General features: G+C 59.0%; 20 protein-coding genes and 1 pseudogene. 7 read left to right on the top strand and 14 right to left on the bottom strand.

Going from position 1 to position 21002, the window contains the following annotated elements; all coding sequences use genetic code 11:
- Window positions 1-62 precede the first annotated feature (62 nt).
- The 4 genes from A3AY_RS0114315 (at window position 63) to A3AY_RS0114300 (ending at window position 3912) form a co-directional block, all read left to right on the top strand.
- Complete coding sequence (locus A3AY_RS0114315; protein WP_083925972.1) at window positions 63-1283, top strand: pyridoxal phosphate-dependent aminotransferase; 1221 nt, start codon at window positions 63-65, stop codon at window positions 1281-1283.
- 21 nt (window positions 1284-1304) lie between these two features.
- A complete protein-coding gene (locus A3AY_RS0114310; RefSeq protein ID WP_026203435.1) occupies window positions 1305-2090 on the top strand; it encodes an SDR family oxidoreductase in 786 nt (261 codons plus the stop codon).
- Window positions 2091-2117: 27 nt separating this feature from the next.
- Window positions 2118-2828: a ribonuclease activity regulator RraA gene (locus tag A3AY_RS0114305; protein ID WP_018326348.1), complete on the top strand. Its 711-nt coding sequence runs from the start codon at window positions 2118-2120 to the stop codon at window positions 2826-2828.
- A 154-nt stretch (window positions 2829-2982) separates the two neighbouring features.
- Window positions 2983-3912 carry a dihydrodipicolinate synthase family protein gene (locus A3AY_RS0114300; protein WP_018326347.1) on the top strand — a complete coding sequence of 310 codons (930 nt, stop codon included), beginning with the start codon at window positions 2983-2985 and terminating at the stop codon, window positions 3910-3912.
- A gap of 171 nt (window positions 3913-4083) precedes the next feature.
- Here A3AY_RS0114300 and A3AY_RS35310 read toward each other — a convergent pair.
- The 3 genes and pseudogenes from A3AY_RS35310 to alr form a co-directional block, all read right to left on the bottom strand.
- Window positions 4084-4350: pseudogene (locus A3AY_RS35310) on the bottom strand (Rid family hydrolase); the annotation flags it as partial.
- Window positions 4351-4374: 24 nt separating this feature from the next.
- The gene (locus A3AY_RS0114290; protein WP_018326345.1) at window positions 4375-5625 is read right to left on the bottom strand and encodes a D-amino acid dehydrogenase; all 1251 of its coding nucleotides are present in this window, start codon (window positions 5623-5625) and stop codon (window positions 4375-4377) included.
- A 30-nt stretch (window positions 5626-5655) separates the two neighbouring features.
- Window positions 5656-6789, bottom strand: a complete 1134-nt coding sequence (alr, locus tag A3AY_RS0114285) for an alanine racemase (RefSeq protein WP_018326344.1) — start codon at window positions 6787-6789, stop codon at window positions 5656-5658.
- Window positions 6790-6916: 127 nt separating this feature from the next.
- On the opposite strand from alr, the gene A3AY_RS0114280 reads away from it, so the two are divergent.
- Window positions 6917-7390, top strand: a complete 474-nt coding sequence (locus A3AY_RS0114280; protein WP_018326343.1) for an Lrp/AsnC family transcriptional regulator — start codon at window positions 6917-6919, stop codon at window positions 7388-7390.
- 257 nt (window positions 7391-7647) lie between these two features.
- On the opposite strand, the gene A3AY_RS37870 is transcribed toward A3AY_RS0114280, so the two are convergent.
- A complete protein-coding gene (locus A3AY_RS37870; RefSeq protein WP_018326342.1) occupies window positions 7648-7920 on the bottom strand; it encodes a helix-turn-helix domain-containing protein in 273 nt (90 codons plus the stop codon).
- 91 nt (window positions 7921-8011) lie between these two features.
- Here A3AY_RS37870 and A3AY_RS40130 point away from each other — a divergent pair, with 91 nt between their 5' ends.
- The gene (locus A3AY_RS40130; RefSeq protein WP_210163016.1) at window positions 8012-8185 is read left to right on the top strand and encodes a hypothetical protein; all 174 of its coding nucleotides are present in this window, start codon (window positions 8012-8014) and stop codon (window positions 8183-8185) included.
- A 448-nt stretch (window positions 8186-8633) separates the two neighbouring features.
- On the opposite strand, the gene A3AY_RS40575 is transcribed toward A3AY_RS40130, so the two are convergent.
- The 5 genes from A3AY_RS40575 to A3AY_RS0114245 form a co-directional block, all read right to left on the bottom strand.
- The gene (locus A3AY_RS40575; protein WP_234913206.1) at window positions 8634-8855 is read right to left on the bottom strand and encodes a hypothetical protein; all 222 of its coding nucleotides are present in this window, start codon (window positions 8853-8855) and stop codon (window positions 8634-8636) included.
- Window positions 8845-9063, bottom strand: a complete 219-nt coding sequence (locus A3AY_RS40570; protein WP_245275921.1) for a recombinase family protein — start codon at window positions 9061-9063, stop codon at window positions 8845-8847. The genes A3AY_RS40575 and A3AY_RS40570 overlap by 11 nt, the downstream gene beginning before the upstream one ends.
- A gap of 201 nt (window positions 9064-9264) precedes the next feature.
- Complete coding sequence (locus tag A3AY_RS0114255) at window positions 9265-10713, bottom strand: aldehyde dehydrogenase (protein ID WP_018326341.1); 1449 nt, start codon at window positions 10711-10713, stop codon at window positions 9265-9267.
- Window positions 10714-10768: 55 nt separating this feature from the next.
- Window positions 10769-12115 (bottom strand): aspartate aminotransferase family protein, encoded by a 1347-nt coding sequence (locus A3AY_RS0114250; protein ID WP_018326340.1) that lies wholly within the window; start codon window positions 12113-12115, stop codon window positions 10769-10771.
- A 109-nt stretch (window positions 12116-12224) separates the two neighbouring features.
- Window positions 12225-13682, bottom strand: a complete 1458-nt coding sequence (locus tag A3AY_RS0114245) for an APC family permease (protein WP_018326339.1) — start codon at window positions 13680-13682, stop codon at window positions 12225-12227.
- Window positions 13683-13807: 125 nt separating this feature from the next.
- Here A3AY_RS0114245 and A3AY_RS0114240 point away from each other — a divergent pair, with 125 nt between their 5' ends.
- Window positions 13808-14842, top strand: a complete 1035-nt coding sequence (locus A3AY_RS0114240; protein WP_018326338.1) for an AraC family transcriptional regulator — start codon at window positions 13808-13810, stop codon at window positions 14840-14842.
- Window positions 14843-15232: 390 nt separating this feature from the next.
- On the opposite strand, the gene A3AY_RS0114235 is transcribed toward A3AY_RS0114240, so the two are convergent.
- The 5 genes from A3AY_RS0114235 to A3AY_RS0114215 form a co-directional block, all read right to left on the bottom strand.
- Window positions 15233-16663: an NAD(P)(+) transhydrogenase (Re/Si-specific) subunit beta gene (locus A3AY_RS0114235; RefSeq protein ID WP_018326337.1), complete on the bottom strand. Its 1431-nt coding sequence runs from the start codon at window positions 16661-16663 to the stop codon at window positions 15233-15235.
- 19 nt (window positions 16664-16682) lie between these two features.
- Window positions 16683-18257 carry a Re/Si-specific NAD(P)(+) transhydrogenase subunit alpha gene (locus tag A3AY_RS0114230; protein WP_026203432.1) on the bottom strand — a complete coding sequence of 525 codons (1575 nt, stop codon included), beginning with the start codon at window positions 18255-18257 and terminating at the stop codon, window positions 16683-16685.
- A gap of 90 nt (window positions 18258-18347) precedes the next feature.
- A complete protein-coding gene (gene pcaF, locus A3AY_RS0114225; protein ID WP_018326335.1) occupies window positions 18348-19556 on the bottom strand; it encodes a 3-oxoadipyl-CoA thiolase in 1209 nt (402 codons plus the stop codon).
- An 8-nt stretch (window positions 19557-19564) separates the two neighbouring features.
- Window positions 19565-20254 carry a CoA transferase subunit B gene (locus tag A3AY_RS0114220; RefSeq protein WP_018326334.1) on the bottom strand — a complete coding sequence of 230 codons (690 nt, stop codon included), beginning with the start codon at window positions 20252-20254 and terminating at the stop codon, window positions 19565-19567.
- Complete coding sequence (locus A3AY_RS0114215) at window positions 20251-20958, bottom strand: 3-oxoacid CoA-transferase subunit A (protein WP_018326333.1); 708 nt, start codon at window positions 20956-20958, stop codon at window positions 20251-20253. Before A3AY_RS0114215 ends, A3AY_RS0114220 begins: the two co-directional genes overlap by 4 nt.
- Between the last annotated feature and the right edge of the window lie 44 nt (window positions 20959-21002).

Here is a 21002-nt window from a genome sequence, read left to right as displayed (position 1 = left end):
TTTTCTTACGTTGGAGTGCGTGTCAATATTCCTGCTGAAACTGAGGACAAATAGGACCAGCGATGACAATGCGATTTGAGCCAACCAGTCTCTCCCAGCGATTAAGGACAGTAAAACCTTCGCCGACAATTGCCATCACGCGTTTGGCGGCTGAACTTCGTCGCAGTGGAGCCGACATCATCGCCCTGTCCCAAGGCGAGCCGGATTTCGATACGCCAGATCACATCAAGGCGGCCGCGAAGAAGGCAATCGACGACGGTGTCACGAAATACACCGACGTTGACGGAACGCCGGAACTCAAGCGGGCGATTGTTCAGAAATTCAAGCGAGAGAACAGCCTGGAATATGAGACCACTAGTATTTCCGTCGGAACCGGCGGCAAGCAGGTAATCTTCAACGCGTTCACAGCAACGCTGGACGAAGGCGATGAAGTCATCATTCCAGCGCCCTATTGGGTGTCATATCCCGACATGGTTCTGCTCACCGGCGGTGTGCCTGTCATTGTCGCCTGCGGTGAAGATTGCGGGTTCAAGCTTACCGCTGCCGCCCTGGAGAGTGCGATCACTGAACGGACGAAATGGCTGGTTCTCAACTCGCCTAGCAATCCGACGGGGGCAGGGTACTCCGCCCGCGAACTCAAGGCGATTGCAGAAGTTCTCCTGCGCCACCCACGTGTTCTCGTGCTGACCGACGACATGTACGAGCACATTCGGTACGACGGCTGGGATTTCAGCACGATCGCCGCGGTTGAGCCTCGTTTGCGCGAGCGTGTTCTCACTTGCAATGGCGTTTCCAAAGCTTATGCGATGACAGGTTGGCGTATCGGCTATGCGGGCGGCCCCGCTGAATTGATCAAGGCAATGGCGACGATCCAGTCGCAAAGCACGACCAATCCGAGTTCGGTTTCACAAGCAGCGGCTGTCGCCGCTCTTACAGGTCCCCTCGATTTCCTTGCTGAGCGGAATGTCGTTTTCCAGGAACGTCGCGATTTATGTCTTTCTGCTTTCAATTCGACTGACGGCCTGACCTGCCGCACGCCGGATGGCGCGTTCTACCTGTTCCCGTCCTGCGCCGGAGTTATCGGCAAAAGGCAGCCCAATGGCAATCTAATCGAAAGTGACGTGGGTTTCGCGACCTACTTGCTGGAATCGGTCGGCGTAGCAGTCGTTCCCGGCTCCGCGTTCGGCCTTGGGCCCTATTTCCGGATCTCGTTTGCAACTTCGACTGAGCGCCTTCAGGCAGCGTGCGCACGAATTGGCGACGCATGCTCGTCCCTACGATAAACACAGTGAGGACTGAATAAAATGGATTTGGGAATTAACGGAAAATGCGCCCTGGTCTTGGGTGCCGGCGGCGGTCTGGGCGGAGCCATCGCGCAAACTTTGGCAGCTGAGGGTGCAAAAGTCGTCGTGGCGGATATTGATCTCGACGCGGCGGAAAAGACCGTTGCCGAAATCAAATCTGTGGGTGGGGACGCATTCGCCCTAACGTGGGACATCAGCGATCTCGCGGTGATCGAGAGCAACGTCGCGCGGATCGAGGGTGTATATGGAAATGTCGCGATCTTGGTGAACAACACAGGTGGACCCCCACCGACAGCGGTTTCTGGCCAGTCTCCCGAGCTGTGGTCTAAGTTCTTTCAGTCGATGGTCCTTTCTGTAATCGCGCTGACCGACAGGGTGCTCCCCAACATGCGAAGCGCCGGGTGGGGCCGCATCATCACATCGACGTCCTCCGGCGTCGTTGCTCCGATCCCTAATCTGGGCCTGTCGAACGCGCTCCGCTCCACTCTGGTGGGCTGGTCGAAAACGCTTGCGAAAGAAGTCGGTGGAGCTGGAATCACATCGAACATCGTCCTTCCAGGCCGCATTGCGACTGCGCGGATCATGTTCTTGGATGAGCAAAAGGCGAAACGGGAAGGTCGATCAGTGGAAGATGTTGCAACGGAAAGCACAGGCTCCATCCCGGTTGGTCGGTACGGCAAACCTCAGGAATACGGCGACGTGGTCGCCTTCCTTGCGAGCGCCCGCGCATCTTTCATCACCGGAAGCGTTATCCGCGTCGATGGCGGCATGATCGCAAGCATCTGACAAACCAACATTTTGAAAGGCAAACCAATGGCTACCGACGCAGAAATAAGAAGTATCCTGGCGGGTGTCACAACCGCAACCCTGACGACTATCCTGTTGAAGAAGGGACTACGCAACGTCTGGATGCGCGGCGCATTGCCGATCAAGCCCGGGCAGGGGCGCATCATCGGCCGTGCGTTCACGCTACGGTTCGTTCCCGCACGTGAAGATCTCGCCACGCCAGAGTCTTGGTCGTCTCCAAAATCCACGCGGGCCGCAATCGAGGCGATGCCGGATGGCTGCATTGCCGTCGTGGACGCTATGGGCATCACCGATGCTGGTATCTTCGGAGATATCCTGTGCGCCCGTATGGCAAAGAAAAATGTTGCGGCTCTCGTAACTGACGGCGTCGTACGAGATCTGGATGGCGTGCTCGGCACAGGCCTGCCCGTGTGGTGTGCGGGCGTAGCAGCTCCGCCGTCGGTGGCAGGGCTTACTTTCGTGGACTGGGACCAGCCAGTCGGCTGCGGTGGAGTTGCCGTCTTCCCGAACGACATTATCGTGATTGATAACGATGGTGGCGTCGTGATCCCGGCGGCCTTGATTGACGACATCCTCGAGCTCGCTCCCGAACAGGAACGCCTCGAAGGCTGGATTATGCAGGAAGTCAACAACGGTGCCGCTTTGCCGGGCCTATATCCCGCAAACGCCGAAAACAAAGCTCGCTACGAAGAGTGGAAGAATCAGTCGGGCAACTGACAATGACACTGGTGAGCGTCGGATTGCCCTCTCCTGTAATCTAGCGAACACTTACCTTGCGGCGTCGTGTCACCCCATCGGCACGGCGTCTCGTTTTGTTTACTTGGGCGGACGAACATTTCAGAGCGTCCTCGCCGTCTAGAAGGAGGTTCTTGTGCTACTCGACCATACGGCAAAAGGCGTCTTTGCGATCGCGGCAACTCCCTTCCATCCGGATGGCAGTTTAGATCTCGTCTCTCTCGAAAGGCTTACTGACTTTTATTTAGCTGCAGGTGTCTCCGGACTTACGATTCTCGGTATTATGGGCGAGGCGCACAAATTGGAACCTGAGGAGTCGATAGCCGTTGCGCGCCAAGTGATAGCCCGCGCCACAGTGCCAGTTATTGTTGGTGTCTCCGCACCCGGTCTGGCCGCCATGAGGTCGCTAGCAAAAAGTGCGATGGAACTCGGTGCAGCAGGGGTGATGATCGCTCCGCCTTCGACCCTCCGCACCGATGATCAAATCGTGACCTATTATTCGCAGGCAGTCGAAGCGATCGGGACCGACGTCCCATTCGCTATTCAAGATTACCCACTCATTCTAAACGTTGTTATGAGCACAAACGTTATCCGTACCATTGTAAACAATCACTCCTCCTGCGTGATGCTAAAGCACGAGGACTGGCCGGGGCTGGAGAAGATCTCGACACTTCGTGCACTCCAGAAGAAGGGTGAGATGCGCGATATTTCGATCCTTTGCGGAAACGGTGGTCTTTTTCTCGATTTCGAAGGAGAACGTGGAGCGGATGGTGCGATGACGGGGTACGCCTTCCCAGATATGCTTACTGATCTCGTCCGCCTTCAACAGAGCGGCGAGCGTGATTTGGCTCATGACCTCTTTGGTGCTCATCTGCCGCTCCTTCGCTATGAGCAACAGCAAAACATCGGCTTGGCTGTGAGAAAATACGTCCTCCAAAAGCGCGGCGCTATTGCTCACGACACCCAGCGCAAACCGGGCGGGGCCCTTAGCGGGGCTGGCAAGGCGGAGGTAGATTACCTACTGGCTCGATTAGCCAAATACGATCCCCGGGCCAGGCGGGCATAGGTGCGCTACGGCACGGTCGATTTTTACATATCCGCCAAACCTCGTTCAAAGATCGCAACTTCACGCGATCGAGCTGCAACATAACGTTGTCTTTCACTCAACTTTATGTCTTGGCGAAGATTTTCCTACCACGTGGTGTGCCGTTGGACACTCTGTCTACAAGGTCGCCGCGTTAATCTCTCCGAATTTACCAAGGTCCGTAAGGAGCACAGTCGTCTTTACAGTGTTTGCAAGGCTTGTTCCTGCTGCAAATGCAACCGCTGCGATGTTCTTGAGACACTGATCGGCCTGGGCAGCCGCGTCGTCCGAGTTGAACTCGCCAGTCGCAGGGTCGATAGGCAATTTGCCTGAGACGAACAGCAGGTTGCCGACCTTGATCGCCTGCGAGAAGGGCCCTACCGCCCCGGGCGCCTCGTTGGTGTTGATTTCTTTAAGCATGGGCGTGTCTCCTGTTGAATACGATTAGGCGTAACGTGCGACGGCAAGGTCTGTGGCGTCGATCTCCGGCTTGCGACCGGAAACAAGATCCGTAATGACGCGAGCAGAACCGCAGCTCATTGTCCAGCCCAACGTACCGTGCCCGGTGTTGAGATAGAGGCCCTTGACCTTTGTCGGACCGATGACTGGCGTGCCGTCCGGCGTCATCGGGCGAAGGCCAGACCAGAAGCTCGCCTTCGACACGTCGCCGCCCGGGAAGAGGTCGGTAACGGAATGTTGGAGGGTCAGGCGGCGCCGTTCGCCGAGGTCGTTGGTGTAGCCGGAAATCTCCGCCATGCCACCAACGCGGATACGGTCGCCAAGCCTCGTGATGGCGATCTTGTATGTCTCGTCCATCACGGTCGATTCCGGCGCCCGCGTGGCGTCGGTGATCGGGATCGTCAGCGAATAGCCCTTGACCGGATAGACCGGCAGGCGGATGTCCTGCGGCCGGACGAGGAGCGGCGAGAAGCTGCCGAGCGCCACGACAACGGCGTCGGCTTGAAGCGTGCCATGCGCAGTGACAACGCCGCGCACTCGGCCGCCCTCCACATCGAGCCCGCGGATGATGCTGCCGTAGTTGAAGCGCACACCGAGCGTCTCGGCCTTCTTGGCCAGCACATTGGAGAACTTGAAGCAGTCGCCGGTCTCGTCCTTCGGCGTCAGCAGGCCGCCGACGATCTTGTCGCGCACGTGCTTCAGCGCCGGTTCGACGCGGATGCAGCCTTCGGGATCGAGCACTTCATAGGGAATGCCATCGGCGGCGAGCGCGTTGACGTCCTTGGCGGAGGCGTCGAGCTGGGCTTCGGTGCGGAAGAGCTGCAGCGTGCCCTGCATGCGCTCGTCATAGGAAATGCCGGTCTCCTCCCGCAGAGCGGCGAGCGAGATGCGGCTGTAATCGGCAAGGCGCAGCATGCGGCTCTTGTTGAGCGCATAGCGCGCGGCGGTGCAGTTGCGCAGCATCTGCGCCATCCAGGACAGCATGGCCATGTCGACCTTGGGGCGCAGGATCAGCGGCGCATGCTGCATGAACAACCATTTCATCGCCTTCATCGGGATGCCGGGGGCAGCCCAGGGTGAACAGTAGCCGAAGGAGACCTCGCCGGCATTGGCGAAGCTCGTCTCCAGCGCCGGGCCAGGCTGGCGGTCGATGACCGTGACCTCATGTCCCGCCTTGGCAAGCTGGTAGGCCGACGTGACGCCGACGATGCCGGCGCCGAGAACGATGACTTTCATGATATCCTCACAGGAAAAGAAGGAGAAGGTTTAGCGGTAGTGCCGCTCGTAGCGATGGCCGAGACCGGTGAGGATCTCGTAGGAAATCGTACCGGCGTCGCGCGCGACGTCTTCCAGCGTCTGGTGCGGACCCAGCATCTCTACGCGGCCGCCGAGTGTGAGACGGCCCTCCGGCAGGGCAGAGGCGTCGACGGTGATGCTGTCCATCGAGACTCGGCCGACTATCGGCAGACGAATGCCGTCGCAATAAACGGCGCCCCGGCCCGAAAGGCTGCGCGGCAGGCCGTCCGCATAGCCGGCCGCGATGGTGGCAAGGCGGGTAATGCCTGTCGTGACATGCGCGCCGCTATAGCCCACTCGCGTGCCGGAGGCCACGGTGCGCGTCTGCACAACGGCGATATCGAGGCTGACAACCGGCTCCATGGGGTTTTGCCTGCCGGCGGTCGGGGCGCCGCCATAGAGTGCGATGCCGGGGCGGGCGAGGACGCCGTGATAGTCAGCGCCCAGGAAGATGCCGCCCGAATTGGCGAAGCAGACAGGAAACTGCGGGAATTCCGCCGCGATGCTGTTCATCGCGGTGCGCTGGTCGTCGTTCTGCGTGCTGTCCGTATCGTCGGCGGAGGCAAGGTGGCTCATGAGGAACAGCACGTCGATTCCACCTTCCTCCTTGACGAGATAGGCGAGGGCCGCGCGGTCTTCCGGTGGCACGCCGAGGCGCGACATTCCAGTATCGAACTGCAAGACAGTCGGAAGCTTGCGGCCGAGAGTTTGTGCCATGCCGGCCCATTGGTGCCATTGCTCCAACGCGTTGATGACCGGTACGATGCCGTCGTGCGCGCAGGCAAATTCGTTGCCGGGCTGGAGGCCGTTCAGCACGAAGACGGTGGCGTCAGCGGTAAGATGGGGGCGCAGGGCAAGAGCTTCGACGAAGTGGGCTACGAAGAAGTGGCGGCAACCATGGGCGTAGAGTCGTTCGGCGACACGGACAGCACCGAGGCCATAGGCGTCTGCCTTCACAACGGCCGCTGCGCGCGCCGGGGCAACCTCTTCGGCTAGACGCTCGTAGTTTTTGGCGAGTTTTGTCAGATCGATAGTCAGGTATCCGGAAGCACCTCCCCAATCGATGTTCGCGATGTCCGTTCCAATCCGCGATGTGCCGTGCATGTAAGAAACCTCCAGAACTCGTCAAAGCCTATTGAAACAATCGCGGGATTTCTGATGAATGTGTTTCCGATTATTGCGTAAGATGGTAATTGTTGAAATAAACCGCTAATATTTTAAAGAAGGTGCCATGACAGCGCTCGATGCCATCGATCGAAATATTCTACGGCTGCTTCGAGTGGATGCACGCAGGAGCAACGCTAGCCTTGCTGCAGAAGTTGGGCTATCTCCGTCTGCAACCCTGAGGCGCATCAAGCTGATGGAGGCGGGCGGCGTTATCCGAGGCTACACAGCACTCGTGGAAACCGGAAGCACCTCTGCAACGATTGCGGTCATAATAAACATCACGCTGGAACGGCAGACAGAAGATCATCTCGATCGCTTCGAGGCAGCGGTGCGAAGGTATCCTGAAATCCAGGAGTGCTTTCTGATGACGGGTGGGTCGGATTATTTACTGCGCGTTGAAGTCGCAAGTGCCGGGGAGTTTGAGCGCATTCACAAGGACATACTTTCCAAGTTGCCAGGTGTTTTGCGGATCCATTCGAGCTTCTCTATCCGCAACGTCTTGGCGACCAGGCTCAAGCGTAGCGCTGATCGAAGGTGAGCTTGGACGAGCAAGTCAAGCAAAGTGATGTGTACAGCTTAGCTCTCGTCCTTCTAAGCAAAGATTAAGTAGCGAAGGTCACCGGTATCGCGCGTTTGGACGAAAGATCGCAGAAAATTATATTCTTACTGATGAACAAATGTGATTATTCCGTGCAAGTGAATTGTCTTTCCCTCTCAGATCTTTGTTCCAGCAGACGGTTATACGTCAGAGGACGATCAGGAGTAGAAATAATTCCACTCAAGGCACAGCGCGGTTCATGTAAAAGGACTCCTGCCTGTCCAGGATTTGAATGCGCGTGAGAACGCCGTCGCCTCGGCATAACCCAGTGCGGTGGATATTGCTTCGGCTGTCATGTTGCCTTGTGCGAGATACGCGGTCGCCATCTGCTCTCGATAGTCCTTCAGGATTGCGAGCAGAGAGGTGTCCTCTTCTTTAAGCCGTCGCTGGAGTGAACGCGGCGTGATCGCCACTTCCGCGGAGAGGTCGTTCTGTTCCACTGACGTCAGGCCGAGCCGAACGCTGATCAATGCCTTCACCTTCCAGCATAATCTCGGCGTAGCCGACGGGCTGAAGGGCTTCGGCGAACGGCTTGCAATTCTTCCCTAAGGATCCGCGAAAGTGAACACAATGTGGGTGTTTCAGGTCGGCGACCTCGTCTTTGCCCACACGGATTACAATTTCTTCGAACTGAAGATCGGCTTCGACATCTTCCGCTTCAAGAATGGCAAGATAGTCGAGCATTGGGACAACCTGCAGGAAACCGCTGGTCCAAATCCCAGAATCGCACCATGACTGACGGCCCCACCGAGGCTGTCGATATTTCGAAGACAGAGGCGAACAAGAAATTCGTCAAGGGTTTCGTCGAGGGCATCCTGGTCAACGGCAATATGGAAAAGCTCACCGGCTAAATCACTGGCGACAACTACATCCAGCACAAGCCGCAGATTGGTGACGGCCTCTCGGGTCTCGGTGCAGCGCTCAAAGCCGCAATAATCCTCTATCGCGCTCAACTCAAGCCGGTCTTTGGCGGGCACAAGGTTCCCCTCAGTGACTACTGGCACACCGACGCCTATGAGAAGCGCAATGGGCAATGGGCGGTTGTCTGGTCACAAGCCACCGGCATCCAAAAGTAAGCTCTCACCGCAACCAATGGGTGGGGCGCCGGCGCAAGAGAAGATCGGCACACGGGCGCATTGGACAGATGGCACCGAGCGGCTAACATGCCTAACGTCTGGATTGTTCATGTACTCTCCGCGCGCCTTCGTTTTGCGATCTCAGTCACGGTATTTTTGCTGATGCCAAAATCACGAGCGATCCAAAGGTAGCTGCGGCCCGCTTCGACGAATGCCATGACTTTCGGTGTAAGCCGGTCCGATTTTGGGCGTTCGCCGATTTGGCGGCCTAGTTTCTTGCCGCGCGCTTTTGCTGCGGCTAGGCCAGACTTGACCCGTTCACCGATCACGCTCGAATTCCGCAATACCGGAGTGCAAGGTCGCCAGCATCCGCCCATGCGGCGATGAAAGGTCGAAGGCCATGCCGTTCATGGCGATGACCGACACTTTCCAGCTTTCCAGTTCGCGCAAAGTGTGGAGAAAATCCGTCGTCGAGCGGCCCCAGCGAGACAATTCCGCAACAAGGATCGCGCTTACATCACTGACGCCTTTCTTCACGGCCCAGCCCCGTACTGCCTAACAGTTGCGACGCCTTCTTCATCCGGGCTGGAATCAACCGTTGCCGCCCGGTCTTATTGCTAGTCCGGTCATTCCGCCGCCTGGCACATTACCCACGCTGGCTCGGACGGACCAGACAGCCGCCGCCGCGGCTCAGCTACACCTCTTTGCCTAAAGCCCCATCACACTTGGTGGGGGCGACTAGAACGGATAGTGTTGGTGTGGGTCCTCTATGGTGATCCAACGAACATCCGTGAACTCGTTGATTGCTGCCTTTCCCCCAAAGCGCCCATACCCCGAATTCTTGACGCCGCCGAATGGCATCTGAGCCTCGTCGTGGACGGTCGGGCCATTAATGTGGCAAATGCCCGTTTGAATCTGAGTGGCGACCTCCATCGCGCGCTGTACATCGCGGCTGTAGACTGACGATGACAGCCCATACTCAGTTTCGTTCGCAATACGGATCGCTTCGGCCTCGTCCTGCACGCGGACAATCGGCTTTACAGGTCCAAAGGACTCCTCTTCGAAAGAGCGCATACCCGGTTTCACGTGGTCGAGGAGGGTAGCATCGACCACTGAACCGGTGCGGTTGCCGCCGGCCACGAGTTTGGCGCCCTTCCCAACGGCGTCCGCGATAAACTCTTCCATCTTGGTGGCTGCCTCGGGTGTGACCAGCGAACCGAGGACGACATGCCCGCGCGGGTCGCCGGCAGGCAGCTTGCTGGCGCGCGCTGCAAGCTTGGCCACGAATTCGTCGGCGATCTTCTCGTCAACGATGATCCGTTCCGTCGACATGCAGATCTGCCCCATGTTTGCAAACGCACCGAAGATCGCGCCGTTCACCGCGGCATCAATGTCGGCGTCGTCTAGGACGATCATCGGCGCTTTACCACCGAGTTCCAGCAGTGCGGGCTTCAGATGACGCCCACACAGCTCGCCGATGATGCGCCCGACCTTTGTGGAGCCGGTGAAGTTGACGCGACGTACCTCCGGCGCGGCGATCAGCGCCTCCACTACCTTCGCGGCATCCTCAGGCGCGTTGGTGATGACATTCACGACGCCATCGGGCAGGCCTGCTTCTACGAGGCACTTGCCGATAAGGAGATGTACGCCCGGGCATGCCTCGGACGCCTTTAAGATCACCGTATTCCCGCAAGCAAGTGCCATCGCGATAGCGCGCGTTCCCAAGATAACAGGTGCGTTCCATGGGGCGATCCCCAGACAAACCCCCGCCGGCTGGCGCACGGCCATTGATAGCGTGCCGGGCTTGTCGGACGGAATAACCTCGCCCTGGACCTGGGTGGTCATACTAGCGGCTTCTCGAAGAATGCCGGCAGCCAGCACGGTATTGAAAACGGCCCAAGGCACCGTTCCGCCGGTTTCCTCGATCATGAGGCGGCCGAACTCGTCGGCTTTCGACTCCAGTAGGTCACCAGCCTTTAAGAGCAGTCCGCGGCGCTCTGCGGGGCCGGTCTTCGACCAGGCCTGATATGCCGCTGCAGCCGCAGCCACGGCGGCCTTCACATCCTCCAGGTCGGAAGCCGGGGCGCGGCTCGCAACCTTACCCGTATACGGGTCAACGCGATCGTAAGTCCTGCCGGAAACGGCCGGTACGGACTTGCCGGCGATTATCTGTTGAAGTTCAAACATGGTTCTTCCTCCTGCCCAAAAGCTGAGCCCTCGACAACAATTTGGATCTCGTGCGTTAGTACTGCGCGTAGATTTCAGTGATGATGTTTTTCGTGGTTTCGATGTACCCAGCAATATCTTCCTCCGTCATAGGAAGCGTAAGGCCGAGTTGTCCGCGATGGACGGGGAAATAGCCGCGCGTCGCCATCTCCAACGCATAGATCGTCATCTTTTCGTCGTCGATCTTGTTCCAGTAATCCCTGTGCGTCGTAATCGTCTGACCCGGCTCCTTGGTGAAGGCATAGCCGAGGATGGAAAAGTCACCAAACACGACAAAGGGATAGTTTTTCTCCTCTGCCCAGGAGTTCAACTGATCTCGGACCGTTTTCGCCATCCTATTGAGCTTCTGGTAGGCATCGCGGTCCATGACCCTCATAGTTGCTAGGCCGGCCGCACAGGCCATTGGATGGCCATGGTGAGTTCCCGACATCATGACTTGGTTTTCTTCGATGATACGAAAGATCTGCCGCGAGCCCCCGACAGCGCCGATCGGGAGGCCGCCGCCGATCATTTTGCCCATAACCGTCAGATCAGGCTTAGTCTCGTAGAGGCTCTGCAGACCGCCGAAGGCGGCACGCAACGTAATCGTCTCGTCGAATATCAGCAGGATGCCTAGTTCTTTTGCGAGATCGCCTAGTTTGCGCACAAACCCCTCATCGAGAGCGACGATACCGCCGGCGCAAGACTGAAGTTCCATGATGATGCACGCGACGTCGCCAGCGTGCCGTCTCAGAATACTTTCACAGGCTTTGTAATCATTTTGGACCAAAGTGATAACATTATCGACCTTGTAGGCGGGGATACCGTCGGAGTCGGGAACTGACCTTGGACTGAAGTTAGGGCCGGGAAAATTGGCGGGGCTTGGGTGAGTGGAGATAGCGAGGTCATCGGCAAAGCCATGATAGCCACCTTCGAATTTGGCGATTTTCTTTCTGCCCGTATATCCCCTCGCTATGCGGACCGCGCCAAGACAAGCCTCACTGGCCGAACAGAAGAACTTTATCTGTTCTACCGACTCGATGCGCTCGCAAAGCAGTTGCGCAAGCTCGAGCTCGTGGCCCGTGGGGTTGCCAAACGAAAATCCTGAAGCAAGAAGCTCCTCGATAGCCCTAACGACCGCAGGGTGATTGTGGCCCAGGACATTGGTGGAGAAATTGTTGTTTAGGTCGAGAAGCCGCTTTCCGTCAATCGTATTGATGTACTGCGCCTCGCCGCTCTTCGCGAAAACTGCGTGAGGACCATAATTGAAGGTTCTTCGGCTGAAGCCGCCGGGAACCAAGTCCCGACCCCTCCGTGTCTCGATCTTGGATAGATGGAATGCCTCGGAAAAGTTCTTAAGAGACGTCTCATAATCGAGTTTCATCTTTTTTGCTCCGTTCATTTCAGGGGACGAACTCAGTCCATCCCGGAATGGGTCATTGCCGTGGTTTGTTTTGATGGATAGCTAGGTTGTCAGTGACCGCAAAAACCGCTCATGTCTCGGCCGTCGCCTCGGCGAAGGTGCGGTCGAGCCTGTCGTAGAGGGCGGGGTTGGTACGTCGGATGTACAGGGCGATGAGAATGCCCGCCACCGCGATCAAGATTACAGATGCTGGAAAGGAGGCCACGATGGGACTCTCGCTCCCGGTGAGCAGCGGCAGATTCATCGAGACCTGAACGAAGGCTGCGGCAAGGGCGATTCCAGAAGCAATAGGAGCAACCACTACACGCATGGTTGAGAAGCCACGTCTTTCTGTCCGGAAGAAGGCGAGGATGGAAATTGATACCAGGACTTGCACAGCCAAAATTCCGATACCTGCGAAGGCCAGAGTCCAAGCATACACGACCGCATAGGGATCAGCACCGATCAGGGAAAAGCCTACGAGGACGGCGGCCACAAGAACCGACTGAACACGCCCGGCTACATGTGGGGATGCGTTCGCCGTATGGACGCGCGACAGGCCGGTCCACAAGAGTCCGTCGCGACCGAGCGCGTAGATATACCGGTTAAGAGTATTGTGGAAGGACAACAAGCACGCGAAGAGGCTTGTTAGCAGCAGGATGTTCACGGTCACTGCGGACCAGCCGCCGAGGACCCCGGCAACCGCGCTGATATAGAAGTTCTCCATCGATTCACTTGCCTTAGCGGCAACGACGGAGGAGCCATAATACTGAATAACTGCCCAACTAACGAAGGCGTAGAAAACGGTGATGATGGTCACGGCCGCGACGGTCGCGCGTGGAATTGCGCGGTCGGGATTAGCAGCCTCCTCCCCGAAGATGGCAGTCGCCTCAAAGCCGATGAAGGCGCTGACAACGAATATTAATGTGATCCCAAGCCCTGGTGCAAAGACATCGGACGGTTGAAGGCCAGCCGCTGTCAAGCCCCCATCGCCGCCACCGATCAGGACTACACCGATGGCAAAAAGCGCCAAAATTAGAAGCTCTGCGATCATGCAGATGCCGAGTAGCCGTCCCGAGAAAACAATATGCCGCTGGCCGCACCAGAGGACCGCCGTGAGCACGAGAAGCGACCAGAACCACCAAGGCAGACCGATCCCGAATGGCTCCAGAGCCGCGCGCGCGAAGACACCGACTTGCGCATAGACGCCGATCTGGATGGCGAAATAGGTCACGATGGCGAGGAACGCGCCGGCGATACCGAATGGTCGGCCGAGGCCCTTGGAGATGTAGGCATAGAAACCGCCCGCGCTGCTCACATGGCGGGCCATAGCCGTGAAGCCAGCGGAGAAGATAAGGTACAGTAGCCCCACCAAAAGGAACGCGCCGGGAACGCCAATATTACCGAAGGCAAACGCAGGAGGTGTGGCGCCGACTACCGCAGCCATGGGCGCCGCAGCGGCCACGACAAAGAAAACAATATGCGCCACTCCCAATGAGCTGGCCGCAAGCTTCGGTTTCGCAAATTGTGAATTTTGGTTATCTGACATGTGGTTCCCCTGACAAGTCTACTTGATTTTTGTTAGTGTATGATGCGCTCCTTGCGCGGCAGGTCCATCACAGAGCATGACAGGAAGATGACAATTTACGACAAACGCTGCAAATAGAGGGTCGGATGGTGCTTAGCATCAAGCGCCGGCCGGCATCCATTCGAGTGTTCGTTTTGCAGGCGATCATTCAGAATCTGCCGAGAGCTGGCACACACTTGAAAGCATTGCTTACACGTCACGGCCTTTCGGACGCGCGTATTGGCAATCCGAATGCACGTGTCGATATGCGTGACTACTTGGAATTCTTTGAGGACGCCGCGAGGACGTTTGAAGACCCAGTGCTGGGCGCTCGGCTCGGCTTCGCGTTGCGTCCCGGTGATCTCTGGCCAATAGGCTTGCTTCTGATGCAAGCAAGTTCGATTGGCTCCGCTCTGAGCTACTATGCACGTTACGCCACAGCGTTTCAAACAGCGACGACCTTCTCGGTTCAGCTCTCCCCGGAAGGCTTGATGTGTAGCTATAAAGTCCACGACGACATTAAACCAAAGAGCCTCCTCAGGCAGGACACCGAGTTTACTCTTGCGTGCATATGCAGCCAGATCCAAGCAGCCTTCGACAGCAACTGGCGGCCGTTGGAGGTCCATCTCGAACACACGTCTGTCGGCCAGGAAGCTGCACTGCAGCGCATCTTCGGGGCGCCAGTGCGTTTCGGTCAGACTAGGAACTGTATAATCATTGATCCGCGGGATGCTGATCGACAATATAGGGTTGAAGACAGGGAGTTCATTAACATCCTCAACCAACACATGGCCTCGGTCATAGCGGCGAGCAACGAGGAGGTATCAGCGACGGAACAAGTAAAGGCTCTAATAAGCGTCCGATTGGGAATCTCGCCTGTTGAATTACCCGACCTTGCTTCGGAGATGGGGATAACGCCGCGGACTCTTCAACGACGCCTCTCGGAGGAGGGAGCCTCGATACGCGCTATTTTAAGGGACTATCGGGAGCAGATGGCGACTGCGTATTTGGCGCAGGGCAATGTGTCGGTGGAAGAAATTTCGGCCGCGCTCGGATACGCCGAATCGACTGTGTTCTCACGGGCGTTTAAGGCTTGGACAGGCAAAAGTCCTGCCCGCAGATTCAAAGTTGGAAAACAGTAGCCAAGGCGCGCCGTGGTCCGGGAGTAGTGGACCTTTGGACAATTGGGCGATGACGTCACGCCCAGTAGCAGCAGCTTTTGGGTTACTCTGCCCGCAACATCGAGTCCATTACGGCTGCTGGCGTGGCTCTCCGTGGTCACTTGAGATTAGCTGAGCGACGAATGCAAGTGCGGCGGCGTTAACTGCTCCGCCAATGTCGCATTGTCTGAAGCGACAAATGCCCGTCAAGCCCCGGCAGGCAACGCTTAAGATGTTTCGCCACCACCTGTGTAATGACCTTGGCAACCTCGTCGATCGCGTGAGACTTGATGCGACCAACCGTTGGATGCGAGAGCAATAACTTCATGAGCGCCGACGCGGACGTTTCGGAGCAGACAGGAATCAGACGAGTCAACAAGCCGCAAGTAGCTTATTAATTGAACCCTTGGCATCACCATAGAACATCCGCGTGTTCTCCTTGTAGAAAAGCGGGTTCTCGATCCCCGAATAGCCGGTGCCTTGGCCGCGCTTGGAGACGAACACCTGCTTGGCTTTCCAGACTTCGAGCACTGGCATGCCGGCGATGGGCGAGTTCGGGTCGTCCTGGGCGGCCGGGTTGACAATATCATTGGAGCCGATGACGATGACGACGTCCGTGTCCGGGAAATCCTCGTTGATCTCGTCCATTTCGAGAACGATGTCGTAGGGGACCTTGGCTTCGGCAAGCAGCACGTTCATGTGGCCCGGCAGGCGGCCGGCGACGGGGTGGATGGCAAAACGCACGGTCTTGCCGGCGGCCCGCAGCTTGCGGGTCAGTTCGGAGACCGATTGCTGCGCCTGCGCCACCGCCATGCCGTAGCCCGGCACGATGACGACCGAGTCCGCATCGTTGAGGGCGGCGGCAACACCGTCGGCATCGATGGCGATCTGCTCGCCGACGATCTCCATCTGTGGCCCGGTCGTCGCACCGAAACCGCCGAGGATGACCGACGGGAAGGAGCGGTTCATCGCCTTGCACATAATGTAGGAAAGGATTGCGCCCGACGAGCCGACCAGCGCGCCGGTAACGATCAACAGGTCGTTGCCGAGCGTGAAGCCAATGGCTGCGGCCGCCCAGCCGGAATAGGAGTTCAGCATCGACACGACCACCGGCATGTCGGCGCCGCCGATGCCCATGATCAGGTGATAGCCGATGAAGAAGGCGGCGAGGGTCATGAGAACCAGCGTCCAGGTTCCGGCGCCGTTGACGTAGAGCACCAGGAGCACGAGCGACAGAAGTGCAGCCCCCGCATTGAGGACATGCCCGCCCGGCAACTTCTTCGCCTTGCCGTCGACCTTGCCGGCGAGCTTGCCGAAGGCAATGACGGAACCGGTGAAGGTGACGGCGCCGATGAACACGCCGAGGAAGACCTCCACCTTCATGATCGACAGCTCGACCGGCACCTTGTAGGCAAGGATTGCGGCAAAGCCGGTCAATGCGGAGCGCGCCGCTGCATCGAGGCCAGCGACGTCTTCCGCTTCGATATGGGCGTTGAAGCCGATGAACACGGCGGCAAGACCGACGAAGGAATGGAGTGCAGCAACGAGTTGCGGCATCTCGGTCATTTGGACGCGAGAGGCGACGAAGTGGCCGAGCACAGCACCGCCTGCAATCATCAGGACGATGACGAGCCAGTTGCCGACCTCAGGTCCGAAGACCGTGGCGACAATGGCAAGTGCCATGCCTGTCATGCCGTACCAGACGGCACGCTTGGCGCTTTCTTGGCCCGAAAGCCCGCCGAGCGAGAGGATGAAGAGGACGGCTGCCGCAATATAGGCGGCCGATACGATACCGATCATCATAATGATTACCCCTGCCCGATCAGGATTTCTGGAACATGGCGAGCATGCGCCGCGTGACGAGGAAGCCGCCGACGATGTTGATCGTGGCGATCAGTACCGACAGCGCCGCAAGCAACACCACCAGCCAGTTGCCAGACCCGATCTGCAGCAGAGCACCGAGAATGACGATGCCGGAGACCGCATTGGTAACGGCCATCAGCGGTGTGTGCAGCGAATGCGAGACGTTCCAGATGACCTGGAAACCGACGAAGCAGGCGAGCACGAAGACGACGAAGTGGCCCATAAAGGCCGGCGGCGCAAAGGCGCCGACGACAAGCAGTAGCGCCGTGCCGATGGCGAGCAGTCCAAGCTGGTTCCGCGTCTGGGCCTTGAAGGCTGCGGCTTCAATGGCCCGCTTTTCCTCCGGCGTGGGTTCCTTCACCTTTTCCTTTGGCCTCTGCGCCGCAATCGCGGCGATCTTCGGCGGTGGCGGCGGATAGGTGATGCCCCCCTCGAAGGCGACGGTCGCGCCGCGGATCACATCGTCCTCCATGTTATGGACGAGCTTGCCATCCTTGCCCGGCGTCAGATCCGTCAGCATATGACAAATGTTGGTGGCATAGAGCGTGGACGCCTGCGCGGCCATGCGGCTCGGGAAATCGGTGTAGCCAATGACGACGACGCCGTTGTCGGAGAAAACCCGCTGACCGACGACGGTGAGATCACAGTTGCCGCCCCGTTCGGCCGCCAGGTCGACGATAACCGATCCGGGCTTCATTGCCGCCACCATGTCGGCAAGCCAGAGCTTTGGCGCAGCGCGACCGGGGATCAGCGCCGTGGTGATGACGATGTCGATCTGGGGCGCGAGCTCACGGAACTTGGCAAGCTGCTTCTCGCGGAACTCCGGCGAAGAGGGGGCCGCGTAACCGCCGGTTGCCGCCCCGTCCTGCTGACCGCCGTCGAAGTCGAGATAGACGAATTCGGCGCCCATGCTCTCGATCTGCTCGGCCACCTCAGGACGCACATCGAACGCATAGGTCTGCGCGCCGAGCGACGTGGCGACACCGATCGCCGCAAGACCGGCGACGCCGGCGCCGATCACCAACACCTTCGCCGGCGGCACCTTGCCGGCCGCCGTCACCTGGCCGGTGAAGAACCGGCCAAAATTGTTGCCCGCCTCGATTACCGCGCGGTAGCCGGCGATGTTGGCCATCGAGGACAGCGCGTCCATTTTCTGCGCGCGAGAAATGCGGGGCACCATGTCCATGGCAACGACATTGGCGCCCTTGCCTTGGGCAAGCTCGAGAAGATCCTTGTTCTGGGCCGGGTAGAAGAAGGAGATAATAGTCTTGCCGGAGCTAAGCCTTTCTACTTCGTCCGCCGTCGGCGGCGCCACCTTGGCGACTACGTCCGCCCGTGCAAACAGTTCGTCAGCGCCGTCCACTACAGTGACGCCCGCAGCGCGGTAGGCTTCGTCGGAAAAGCCTGCGCTAAGCCCCGCATCCGCTTCAACGAGACATTCATGTCCGAGCTTTTGCAGCTGCTGCGCAGTCGCAGGCGTGAGCGCCACTCGGCCCTCATTCGGTGCTATTTCCCTCGGGCTTCCTATCCGCATATGATCTCCTAGTGCAGATGTGGACGGATTAACCGCCCCACCAAATTTGTGTGCGGAGCCTAGCTGCTGATGGGCAGCGCTCTGCCAGTCTCAGCCTGCTCGTTCAAGCGCCACGGCAATGCCTTGGCCGACGCCAATGCACATGGTGGAGAGCGAGCGCTTCCCGCCCGTCACTTGCAGCTCCAGAGCCGCCGTTCCGGTGATACGCGCGCCGGACATGCCGAGCGGATGACCGAGCGCGATGGCGCCGCCGTTCGGGTTGACGTGCTCGGCATCGTCTGCGATGCCGAGGCTGCGCAGCGTCGCAAGGCCCTGCGAGGCGAAGGCTTCATTGAGTTCGATCACGTCGAAATCGGTGGGTTTCAGGCCGAGGCGCGCGCAGAGGCGCTGCGTGGCGTAGACCGGGCCGATGCCCATGATGCGCGGGGGAACGCCCGCCATGGCACCGCCGAGAATGCGGGCGATCGGCGTCAGGCCGTACTTTTTCACCGCTGCTTCAGACGCGATAATGAGGGCTGCCGCGCCATCATTGACGCCGGAGGCATTGCCGGCCGTCACCGTACCGCCTTCTTTCTTGAAGGGCGTGCCGAGCCTGGCGAGCGCTTCCAGCGTGGTTGCGCGCGGATGTTCGTCCCTTTCTACGACGGTCGAACCACCCTTGCGCTGCGGAATGGTGACGTGCGTGATTTCCGTCGCCAGTCGTCCGTTCGCCTGCGCCGCCGCGGCCTTAGCCTGCGAGCGCAGGGCAAAAGCGTCCTGGTCCTCGCGAGACACCTTGAAATCCGCGGCGACGTTCTCGCCGGTCTCCGGCATGGAATCGACGCCGTATTGCTGCTTCATTAGCGGGTTGATGAAACGCCAGCCGATGGTCGTGTCGTGGATTTCCGCATGGCGCGAGAAGGCACTGTCCGCCTTGGGCAGCACGAAGGGCGCGCGGCTCATGCTCTCGACGCCGCCCGCGATCATCAGCTCCGCCTCGCCCGCCTTGATGGCGCGGGCGGCGGCAATGACGGCATCCATGCCGGAGCCGCACAGCCGGTTGATCGTCGTGCCTGAGACCGAGACGGGCAAACCAGCCAGCAGCGACGACATGCGCGCGACATTGCGATTGTCCTCGCCCGCTTGGTTGGCGCAGCCGAAGATGACGTCGTCGACGGCTTCCCAGTCAATGCCGGCGTTTCTCGCCAACAGCGCCTTTAGCGGGATCGCGCCGAGATCGTCGGCACGCACAGACGACAGCGAGCCGCCGAAGCGGCCGATGGGCGTGCGGATATAGTCGCAGATATAGGCTTCTCTCATGGTTTTCCTCACAGTTCCGGCACGACGAGATCGGCGACGGGGCCTTCGACATGGAGCGTGGCACCCGTCATCGCCTGCAATTCCTCGATCGTCATGCTGCCGAGTTTCTCCCGCAGGACGAAACGGCCGCCCGAGATGTCGATGACAGCATGGCTGGTATAGACGCGGGTGATGCAGCCGACGCCGGTCAGCGGGAAGGTGCATTTTTCCACCAGCTTCGGCTCGCCGTTCTTGGTGACATGTTCGGTGATGACGACGACCTGTTTGGCGCCATGCACGAGGTCCATCGCGCCGCCAACGGCGGGTACGCCCTTCGAGCCAACGCGCCAATTGGCGAGATCGCCGTTTTCCGCCACCTGGTAGGCGCCGAGGATCGCCACATCGAGATGGCCGCCGCGCACCATGGCGAAACTGTCGGCGTGATGGAAGAAGGCGGAACCCGGCTTCAGCGTCACAGCCTTCTTGCCGGCATTGATCAGATCCCAGTCCTCCTCGCCGGCGGGCGGCGCTTCGCCGAAATCCAGGATGCCGTTTTCTGTATGGAAGATTGCCTCCCGGCCAGGCGGCTGGTAGCGCGCCACCATTTCGGGAAAACCGATGCCGAGGTTGACATAGGCGCCGTCGAAAATGTCCTGTGCCGCGCGCCAGGCGATCTGTGCATTGGAAAGCTTGATGTCCTCACGGGTATCGACGGTCATGCGTAAACCACTCCTGCGCGGATGAGATCTTCTTCCTGCTTCGGGTTGGCGACTTTGACGACCTGGTCGACGAAGATGCCGGGTGTGATCACCTGTTCGGGATCGATGTCGCCCGGCTTCACCAGTTTCAAGACCTGTACGATGGTCTTTGCCGCCGCCATGCACATCAGCGGGCCGAAGTTGCGGGCGGCTTTGTTGTAGGTGAGGTTGCCGTTGGTATCGCCGATCTCGGCCTTGATTAGCGCGAAATCCGCCTTCAGCCAGCGCTCCTGCACGTACATGCGGCCATCGAATTCGGCAACCGGCTTGCCCTTGGCGAGTTCCGTGCCAAAGCTCGTCGGCGTGTAGAAGGCGGGAATGCCCGCCCCGCCGGCCCGGATGCGCTCGGCGAGCGTTCCCTGCGGCACCAGCTCCAACTCGATCTCGCCGGCGAGATATTTTTCCGTGAAGGCGCGTGGATCGCTGGAGCGCGGGAAGGAGCAGATCATCTTCTTCACCATCCCCGCGTCGATCATCGCCGCAATGCCGATGCGCCCGTTGCCGGCATTGTTGTTGATGACGGTGAGGTTTTTCGATCCCTTGTCGATGAGTGCGTGAATGAGCTCGATCGGCGCGCCTGAGCCGCCGAAGCCGCCGATCATCACGGTCGCTCCGTCCCCTATGCCGGAAACGGCCCCCGCCAGGCTGCTGATGGTCTTGTTCATGCAAAATCTCCCGATGTCGGCAGTAGAGGTAAATCCAAACTGGA

The sequence above is a fragment of the Rhizobium giardinii bv. giardinii H152 genome, assembly GCF_000379605.1.
Lineage (GTDB): Bacteria > Pseudomonadota > Alphaproteobacteria > Rhizobiales > Rhizobiaceae > Pararhizobium > Pararhizobium giardinii.
Note: the sequence above shows the minus strand (reverse complement) of the source record. Positions and strands in the feature narration are given on the sequence as shown.